At 65.3% G+C, this 8,536-nt stretch carries 9 protein-coding genes; 6 read left to right on the top strand and 3 right to left on the bottom strand.

Annotation, left to right across the window (positions count from 1 at the left end):
* The first annotated feature begins 31 nt into the window (after positions 1-31).
* On the top strand, positions 32-1,144 hold the full coding sequence (locus HTY53_RS07485; RefSeq protein WP_174105860.1) for an IS481 family transposase: 1,113 nt from the start codon (positions 32-34) through the stop codon (positions 1,142-1,144).
* Positions 1,145-1,392: 248 nt separating this feature from the next.
* Here HTY53_RS07485 and HTY53_RS07490 read toward each other — a convergent pair whose 3' ends face one another.
* Positions 1,393-1,791: a c-type cytochrome gene (locus HTY53_RS07490; protein ID WP_174105861.1), complete on the bottom strand. Its 399-nt coding sequence runs from the start codon at positions 1,789-1,791 to the stop codon at positions 1,393-1,395.
* Positions 1,792-1,802: 11 nt separating this feature from the next.
* On the bottom strand, positions 1,803-2,150 hold the full coding sequence (locus HTY53_RS07495) for a c-type cytochrome (RefSeq protein WP_006578948.1): 348 nt from the start codon (positions 2,148-2,150) through the stop codon (positions 1,803-1,805).
* Positions 2,151-2,474: 324 nt separating this feature from the next.
* On the opposite strand from HTY53_RS07495, the gene HTY53_RS07500 reads away from it, so the two are divergent.
* The 3 genes from HTY53_RS07500 to HTY53_RS07510 are packed head-to-tail and all read left to right on the top strand — an operon-like array spanning position 2,475 to position 5,261.
* Positions 2,475-3,365, top strand: coding sequence for an AAA family ATPase (locus tag HTY53_RS07500; RefSeq protein ID WP_053821478.1), 891 nt, complete (start codon positions 2,475-2,477; stop codon positions 3,363-3,365).
* A gap of 56 nt (positions 3,366-3,421) precedes the next feature.
* Entirely contained in the window at positions 3,422-4,027 is a 606-nt protein-coding gene (locus HTY53_RS07505; RefSeq protein WP_174105862.1) for a GNAT family N-acetyltransferase, read from the top strand.
* Positions 4,028-4,085: 58 nt separating this feature from the next.
* Positions 4,086-5,261 (top strand): vWA domain-containing protein, encoded by a 1,176-nt coding sequence (locus HTY53_RS07510; protein ID WP_174105863.1) that lies wholly within the window; start codon positions 4,086-4,088, stop codon positions 5,259-5,261.
* An 11-nt stretch (positions 5,262-5,272) separates the two neighbouring features.
* Here HTY53_RS07510 and gcvA read toward each other — a convergent pair whose 3' ends face one another.
* Entirely contained in the window at positions 5,273-6,175 is a 903-nt protein-coding gene (gcvA, locus tag HTY53_RS07515; RefSeq protein WP_174105864.1) for a transcriptional regulator GcvA, read from the bottom strand.
* 201 nt (positions 6,176-6,376) lie between these two features.
* On the opposite strand from gcvA, the gene HTY53_RS07520 reads away from it, so the two are divergent.
* Both HTY53_RS07520 and HTY53_RS07525 read left to right on the top strand, forming a co-directional pair.
* Positions 6,377-7,363 carry a Bug family tripartite tricarboxylate transporter substrate binding protein gene (locus HTY53_RS07520; RefSeq protein ID WP_174105865.1) on the top strand — a complete coding sequence of 329 codons (987 nt, stop codon included), beginning with the start codon at positions 6,377-6,379 and terminating at the stop codon, positions 7,361-7,363.
* Positions 7,364-7,375: 12 nt separating this feature from the next.
* Positions 7,376-8,257, top strand: a complete 882-nt coding sequence (locus HTY53_RS07525; protein ID WP_174105866.1) for an N-formylglutamate amidohydrolase — start codon at positions 7,376-7,378, stop codon at positions 8,255-8,257.
* Positions 8,258-8,536 lie beyond the last annotated feature (279 nt).

The following is an 8,536-nucleotide window of genomic DNA, read 5'->3' on the forward strand; positions in this document are numbered from 1 at the left end:
CTTTTCCCGCCTAGTCAGCGGGAGGAAGAAGTTGCCCTGGAGCCAAACCACCGTGAAGCAGCAGAGGGAAGAATTTGTCGGCCTAGCGCGCCGGGCGGACGCCAACATCGCGCAGCTATGCCGGCGCTTCGGCATCAGTCGCAAGACCGGTTACAAATGGTTGAATCGCGAGGATCTGGACGACCGAACCCGGCGGCCACACAGCTGTCCGAGTCGGACGCCGGCTGCAATCGAGCAACGGGTGTTATCGGTAAGAGCTGAGCATTCGGCCTGGGGCGCTCGCAAGATCGCCTGCGTGCTGGCGCGTGACGAAGGCGTACAGATCGCCCCCAGCACGGTCAATTGGGTGCTGCGCCGCCATGGCTTGATCAGTGCGGCGGCCAGCGCCGGGGCCACGGCGTGGCGCCGCTTCGAACACGAGCGGCCTAATGCACTGTGGCAAATAGACTTCAAAGGCCACTTCGCTACCGATGTTCAGCGATGTCATCCGCTCACCGTCCTGGACGATCACTCCCGGTTCAATGTGGTGCTCGATGCGTTGAGCAATGAACGCTTTGAATCCGTGCAGCAGGCGCTGGAGCATGCGTTCAAGCGCTACGGATTGCCCGAGCGGATCAACGCGGACAACGGCCCGCCCTGGGGCTCTCCAATGCCCGGTGCTCTTACCACGTTGGGCGCCTGGCTCATTCGCTTGGGCGTGCGGCTCAGTCACAGCCGACCTCGGCATCCCCAGACGAACGGCAAGGACGAGCGCTTTCATCGCACGATGCAGGCTGAGCTGCTGGCCATGCAGCGCTTCCGGGACCTCGATGATGCCCAGCATCACTTCAGCCGGTGGCGCCATGTCTACAACTTCAAGCGCCCTCATCACGCGCTGAATATGCAGACGCCAGCCAGCCGCTACGCTCCGAGTCCTCGATCAATGCCAAGCACACTGCCGCCGATCGAGTACGGCAGCGATGACATCGTGCGATACGTCGGCGACGGTGGGCGCATCCACTTCCGAGGAAAGACATTCCGCGTCGGGCGAGCCTTGATCGGAACCCCTGTGGCGATGCGCCCGTGCCTGGACCTGGACGGCACCTTTGATGTCTACTTCTGCCATCAAAAGGTCGCCACGATCGATCTGCACCAGGCTGACTAACCTGGACCTTGGACTGTTACCCATGTCCTGGCACATGTGTTACCCATGTCCCCGGTCCATACACTTCAGGGGGAGAGGGTTGGGGAGAGGGGGTGGTTTCAAACCAAAGCGGCACGAGCACCGCCGCTTGCCCTCTCCCCCGGCCCCTCTCCCGCAAGTGGGCGAGGGGAGCAAACCGGCAGCCATTCCACCGTTCCAAATAAAAAAGCCGCTTCACGCGAAGCGGCTTTTTTTCCATTCGGCCGAGCTTACCTCTTCAACACCAGATCGCCCGGCAGCGATTCGAGATACGCGGCCATGTCCTTGAGCTCCTGGCGCGTGAACGGACGGGGCTTGCCGTCCTTGCCGACCACGCCCGGGTTGGCGTTCACCTGGCCCTGCATGATCGCGTTGGAGCGGCCGACCTGCGGGTTGCCGTGGATCTGGTAGGCGACCAGCGCGTGATACAGGTAGCTGGCGTGCTGGCCGGCCAGCTTCGGATAGTCCGGCGCGATCGGCGAGTTCATGTCGGCGCCGTGGCAGGCGGCGCAATTGCCCTTCTGCACCAGGGCCTTGCCGGCTTCGATATCGGCGGCGGAGGCCGACATCGCCGAGGCACCCAGCACGAGTGCGCCGAGCGCGAACGAGAGCGTCTTGAGCGTCTTCATGTCGGGTCCCCTCACTTCTGCGGATTGTCGCGGGTATCGCGCTTCTGCTGCGCGTAGTACGCAGCCACGTCGGCGATATCCTGGTCGCTCAGCGTCGCCGCGATGCCGCGCATGGTCGGATGCTTGCGGCCGCCCTTCTTGTACTCCTGCAGCGCATTCGCGATGTACTTCGCGCTCTGGCCCCCGATCATCGGCACTTCGTACACCTCGGGAAACGAAGCCCGATATCCCGGAATACCGTGGCAGCCGATACACATCGCCACCTTGTCCCGGGCTGCCTCCACATTGCCCTTGACTTCCTGGGCCTGCGCTGCCGTCGCGGCGGCGCCCAGCACCACCATCGTGAGGAGCTTTTTCATTGTCGTAGTCGGATTGGAAGGATTGAACCCTGCGTGACCTGCCCGAGCGGCCAGACATGGAACTCCCGCCGAATGCACGGCCGGGGCCGTGCGCATCGACCGTCATGCCGGCCATTCTTTCGTGATCGCCGCTTCCCGACCAGGGCCGCCAGGGTGCGACGTGGGCGGCCGGGGAAGGAGGATGGACGTGGGGGCGCGTCAAACCGGCGCATTGTACCGCACGCGGCACGCGGCAGTCCATAGAGCGGCGCCATGGCCGCACGCGAACGGAAAAGCTCTTTTATACTGGCCCATTCCGACCCGAACGAAGCCTCAGAACGCGACATGACCGATACCGCCCAGGCCGCCGCTGGCGCCTCTGCCGCCCCCTCCGCCCGCTTCGAGGGCAGCGCCCACTATGTGGCCACCGACGACCTGAAGCTGGCCGTCAATGCCGCGCGCACGCTGCAGCGTCCGCTGCTGATCAAGGGCGAGCCAGGCACCGGCAAGACCATGCTGGCCGAGGAAGTCGCCGCCGCGCTGGGCATGCCGCTGCTGCAGTGGCATATCAAGTCGACCACCAAGGCGCAGCAGGGCCTGTACGAATACGACGCGGTGTCGCGCCTGCGCGATTCGCAGCTCGGCGACGATCGCGTGCACGACATCCGCAACTACATCGTCAAGGGCGTGCTGTGGCAGGCGTTCGAGTCCGACGAGCCGGTGGTGCTGCTGATCGACGAGATCGACAAGGCGGACATCGAATTCCCCAACGACCTGCTGCGCGAAATCGACCGGATGGAGTTCTACGTTTACGAGACGCGCGAACTGATCCGCGCGAAACACCGTCCGCTGGTCATCATCACGTCGAACAACGAGAAGGAACTGCCGGACGCCTTCCTGCGCCGCTGCTTCTTCCACTACATCAAGTTTCCCGACGCCGACACGATGCAGCGCATCGTCGATGTCCACTATCCGGGCATCAAGCGCGAGCTGGTGTCGGCTGCGCTCGAAGCGTTCTACGAGATGCGCAATCTGCCGGGCCTGAAGAAGAAGCCGTCGACCTCGGAGCTGATCGACTGGCTCAAGCTGCTGATGGCCGAGGACATTCCGCCCGAGGCGCTGCGCAGCCCGGACAAGAAGGCCGCGATCCCGCCGCTGCACGGCGCGCTGCTGAAGAACGAGCAGGACGTGCATCTGTTCGAGCGGCTGGTGTTCATGAACCGCGCCAATCGCTGAACGGCTGCCCTGCCCTCGTCGACCGTCGAACGTCCAAACCCTCGCCAGGAACCTCGATGACCCGTCTGATCGCGCCGATCGTGCTGGAAGGCCGCCACGTCATGCTCGAACCGCTCGATGCCGCGCATGAAACCGAGCTGCGCGCGGCGGCGAGCGACGGCGAGCTGTGGAAGCTGTGGTACACCTCGGTGCCGACGCGCGACGGCATGCGGGCGTGGATCGATACCGCGCTGGACCAGCGCGACCGCCTCGGCGCAATGCCCTTCGTGGTGCGGCGCGTGCAGGACGGCGTGGTCGGCCCGGTGGTGGGCTCGACGCGCATGTTCAACGTCGACGAAACCTATCGGCGGCTCGAGATCGGCCACACCTGGTATGCGCAGAGCGTGCAGCGCACCGCAGTCAACACCGAGTGCAAGCTGCTGTTGCTCGCGCATGCCTTCGAGCAGCTGCGCTGCATCGCGGTCGAATTCCGCACGCACTGGATGAATCACCAGAGCCGCGCCGCGATCGCGCGCCTGGGTGCCAAGCAGGACGGCGTGCTGCGCAACCATCAGGTGATGCCCGACGGCTCGCTGCGCGACACCGTGGTCTTCTCGATCATTGCCAGCGAATGGCCGACGGTGAAACGCCACCTGCATTACCGGCTGGAGATGCCGCGCTGAGCGCCGGGCCTTTCATCGCTCGCCCAGCCAGCCACCCATCGCGATACCGAGACCCGCCATGCTGATCGACTTTTTCTTCTCGCTGCGGCACGCCAAGCTGCCGGTCTCCGTCAAGGAATACCTGACGATGCTGGAGGCGCTGAAGGCCCAGGTGATCGCGCCGTCGATCGACGAGTTCTACTACCTGTCGCGCATGACGCTGGTCAAGGACGAGAAGCACTTCGACAAGTTCGACCAGACCTTCGCCGCGTACTTCAAGGGCGTCGAGAATCTGGTCGACTGGAAGTCCGACATCCCGCTCGACTGGCTGCAGAAGACACTGGAGCGTGAACTATCGCCCGAGGAGAAGGCGAAGATCGAGGCGATGGGCGGGCTCGACAAGCTGATGGAGCGCCTGAAGCAGCTGCTCGAGGAGCAGAAGGAAAAGCACGAGGGCGGCAACAAGTGGATCGGCACCGGCGGCACCTCGCCGTTCGGCCACGGCGGCTACAACCCGGAGGGCATCCGCATCGGCGGACCATCCAAGGGCAACCGCACCGCGATCAAGGTGTGGGAGACGCGGGCCTATCGAGACTACGACGACCAGGTCGAACTGGGCACGCGCAACATCAAGGTCGCGCTGCGGCGGCTGCGCCGGTTCGCGCGCGAAGGCGCCGACACCGAGCTGGATCTGGACGACACCATCCATTCGACGGCGGCCAACGCCGGCCTGCTCGACATCAAGCTGCGGCCGGAGCGGCATAACAAGGTCAAGGTGCTGATGCTGATGGATGTCGGCGGCTCGATGGACGACCACATCAAGCGCGTCGAGGAACTGTTCTCGGCGGCCAAGACCGAGTTCAAGCATCTGGAGTACTACTACTTCCACAACTGCGTCTACGACTACGTGTGGAAGAACAACCGCCGCCGGCACGCGGAAAAGATCGCCACCTGGGACCTGATCCACAAATACACGCCGGACTACAAGGTGATCTTCGTCGGCGACGCGACCATGAGCCCGTACGAGATCCTGCAGCCAGGCGGCTCGGTCGAGTACAACAACCCCGAGGCGGGCGCGGTCTGGCTGAACCGGCTGATCGACCAGTTCCCCCGCTTCGTCTGGCTCAATCCCGAGCCGGAGGGGCTGTGGCAGTACCGCCAGTCGATTTCGGTGATCAACCAGATCATGAAGTCGCGGATGTATCCGGTCACCATCGCCGGGCTCGAGCAGGCGATGAAGGTGCTGTCGAAATAGCCGGTGCGCCCTCACACCACCACGTCCACCCCTTCCATCAGCCACTGCCGGAAAGTCTGCAGCGCCGGCAGATGCTGCTTCTGCTCGGGGTAGCACAGGTAATAGCCCTTCTTGCTGAGCACCCGCGCCGGATGCGCCACCACCAAAGCGCCGCTGGCCAGCTCCTGCTCGATCAGGCAGCGCGGGATCAGCGCGATGCCGAGCCCCGACAGCGCGGCCTGGGTCAGCAGCGAGAACTGATCGAAACGCGGCCCGCTCCAGGCCTCGCGCGTGGTCACGCCGAGCTCGCCCAGCCAGTCGGACCAGGCCTCGGGCACCGTCGTATGGTGCAGCAGCGGGTAGTTCAGCAGCGCCCGCGGCGATGCGGCCACGCCGTTCGGCTCGTTGGCGAGCAGACCGGGCCGGCACACCGGCAGCACCTCGCGGCCGGTCATGTAGTCCGCCAGGCTGCCCGGCCAGACGCCGTCGCCGAAGCGGATCGCCGCATCCAGGTCCGGCTGCGAGAAGTCATAGCCCTGCGCGTGCGGCACGAATTCCAGCGTGACCTCGGGATGGCGCTCGAAGAACTGCGGCAGCCGCGGAATCAGCCACTTGGCGCCCAGCGTCGGCATGCTGGCGATATGCAGCGTGCCGCCGCGGCCCTGGCTGGCGACCAGTTCCACGGTCGCGGCCTCGATCTCCTGCAGGCTGGGCCGGATCCGCTCCAGATAGCGGCGGCCGGCATCGGTCAGCAGCAGACGCTGACGGACGCGTTCGAACAGATCCACGCCCAGCGACGACTCGAGCTGGCGGACCTGCTTGCTGACCGCACCCTGCGTGACATGGAGCTCGCGGGCGGCCAGCGTAAAACTGAGATGACGGGCGGCGGCCTCGAAGGCCTGCAGCCCGGTCAACGACGGGCATAGGCGCCGCATGCGACTTCCTCGATTTCCCAGACTTCACGACCAAATGGAATGACCGTGCGATTTTAATTCGTTTGCACGTTTCTTGCAGATTTGCGCAGAATCGCAAGCAAAGCACAACAAGGCTTTCTAGCACAGCAACGACGGGCGGGCTTTGCCGACGCCCCTTCCCCTTCCCCCAATTCGTGTTGGACTCCCTTTTCAGGATCATTCATGCAACGCCGTAACATGCTCCGCCTTATCGCTGCCGGCTCGGCCGCCCTGGCCGCCGGCCTGTCGTTCCAGGCTGCCGCGCAGGGTTCGTATCCGACCAAGCCGATCACGCTGGTCGTGCCCTTCCCGGCCGGCGGCACCACCGACATCGTCGCCCGCATCGTCGCCGACAAGCTGGGCCAGCAACTGGGCCAGGCCGTCGTGGTCGACAACCGCGGCGGCGCCGGCGGCAGCATCGGCACCAGCTATCTGGCCAAGGCCACCCCGGACGGCTACACCATCGGCATCGCCACGGCGTCGACCCACGGCATCAACCCGGCGATCTATCCGCGCCTGCAGTACGACGCCACCAAGGACTTCACCACCATCACCAATCTGGCGTCGGTGCCGAACGTGATGAGCATCCACCCGTCGGTCAAGGCCAACGACATGAAGGCCTTCATCGCACTGGCGCAGTCGCAGCCGAACAAGCTGGCCTACGGCTCGGCCGGCAACGGCAGCGTGTCCCACATGATGGGCGAGCTGTTCAAGATGAGCAGCAAGACCGAGCTGCTGCACGTGCCGTACAAGGGCGTCGGCCCGGCGCTGAACGACACGCTGGCAAACCAGGTCCAGGTGCTGTTCGACAACCTGCCGTCGTCGCTGCCGTTCATCCAGGGCGGCAAGCTGCGCGCGCTGGCCGTGGCCGCGCCCAAGCGCGTCCCCACGCTGCCGAATGTGCCGACCTTCGCCGAGCTGGGCCTGGCCGAAGTCAACGACTCGTCGTGGTTCGGCCTGATCGCGCCGGCCAAGCTGCCGGCCGACATCCAGACCAAACTGCACGACGCCGCCGTCAAGGTGCTGGCGATGCCCGAGGTCAAGGAGAAGTTCGAGAAGCTGGGCGCGACCCCGGTCGGCGACACGCCGGCGCAGTTCGCCACGCAGATCCGGAACGAGGTGGCCAAGAACAAGCGCATCGCCGCCGCCGCCAAGATCTCGATGGACTAAGCCGCAAGCATCATGACCGAAGCAGACCGAAAGAGCGCGGAGCGTTCTTACTTCCTGCAGCTGCCGGAAGGCGAGAGCAGCCCGCTCTTTCTCGACTCACCGCATAGCGCGACCACCTATCCGGCGGACTTCCGCTACGCCGCCGGGTTGCCCCTGAACCTGCTGCGCCAGGCCGAGGACACCTTCGTCGACGAGCTGTACGCCGACGCGCCGAAGCAGGGCATCGCGCTGCTGTGCGCGGGCTTTCCGCGCAGCTACCTCGATGCCAACCGCGGCATCGAGGAGATCGACCAGGCCCTGCTCGACGCCCCGTGGCCGGGCCCGATGCAGGAAACGCCCAAGACCCGGCTCGGCAAGGGACTGGTCTGGCGCGTGCTCGACACCGGCGAGGCCATCTACGATCGCAAGCTGAGCGTGGCCGAGGTGCAGGCGCGCATCGAGCGCTACTACCTGCCCTACTACGCCCAGCTGCAGAAGCTGGCCGACCGCGCGCTGGCGACGCACGGCAGCGCGTGGCACATCAACTGCCACTCGATGCCGAGCGAAGCGGCGCAATACGCGACCGAGCATCCGGGCCTGCAGCATCCGGATTTCGTGGTCGGCGACCGCGACGGCACCACCTGCGACAAGCGGTTCACCGATCTGGTGGAAGGCGTGCTCAAGGAGATGGGCTACGAGGTCTGGCGCAACCATCCCTACAAGGGCGTGGAGATCGTGCGCGTGGTCGGCCAGCCCCAGGCCGGCCGTCACAGCCTGCAGCTCGAGATCAATCGCAAGCTGTATATGGACGAAGTGGCGTTGACCCGCAGCGAGGGCTTCGACAAGCTCAAGGGCAATCTGAACGCCCTGCTTGCCGAGCTCGACCGCTTCGCCCGTTCGGCCGCGCCGCGCTAGCGCGGCGTCGTTCCGGCCCGGTCCGTTCGCTCCCCAGGGCGCCGGATCGGGACCGGTCCGCCGCTCGGGACTGACCCTAGGTTGGTGGCGCTGAGGAACTTTGTGCAAAGGGTTTCCTCTATCATGGCAGTCTTTTGCCAACCACTTCGCCCCCGAAGCAAGCAGATCCCGTGATCCGACGAATTTCCATGCGGCTGCGCGCCCTCGCCGCCGCAACCGCCGCCTTGATGCTGGCAGCCTGTGCCACCGCGCCCGACGAGCCCGGCAACACCGCGGACC

The sequence above is a fragment of the Cupriavidus gilardii genome, assembly GCF_013314895.1.
Classification (GTDB): domain Bacteria; phylum Pseudomonadota; class Gammaproteobacteria; order Burkholderiales; family Burkholderiaceae; genus Cupriavidus; species Cupriavidus gilardii_C.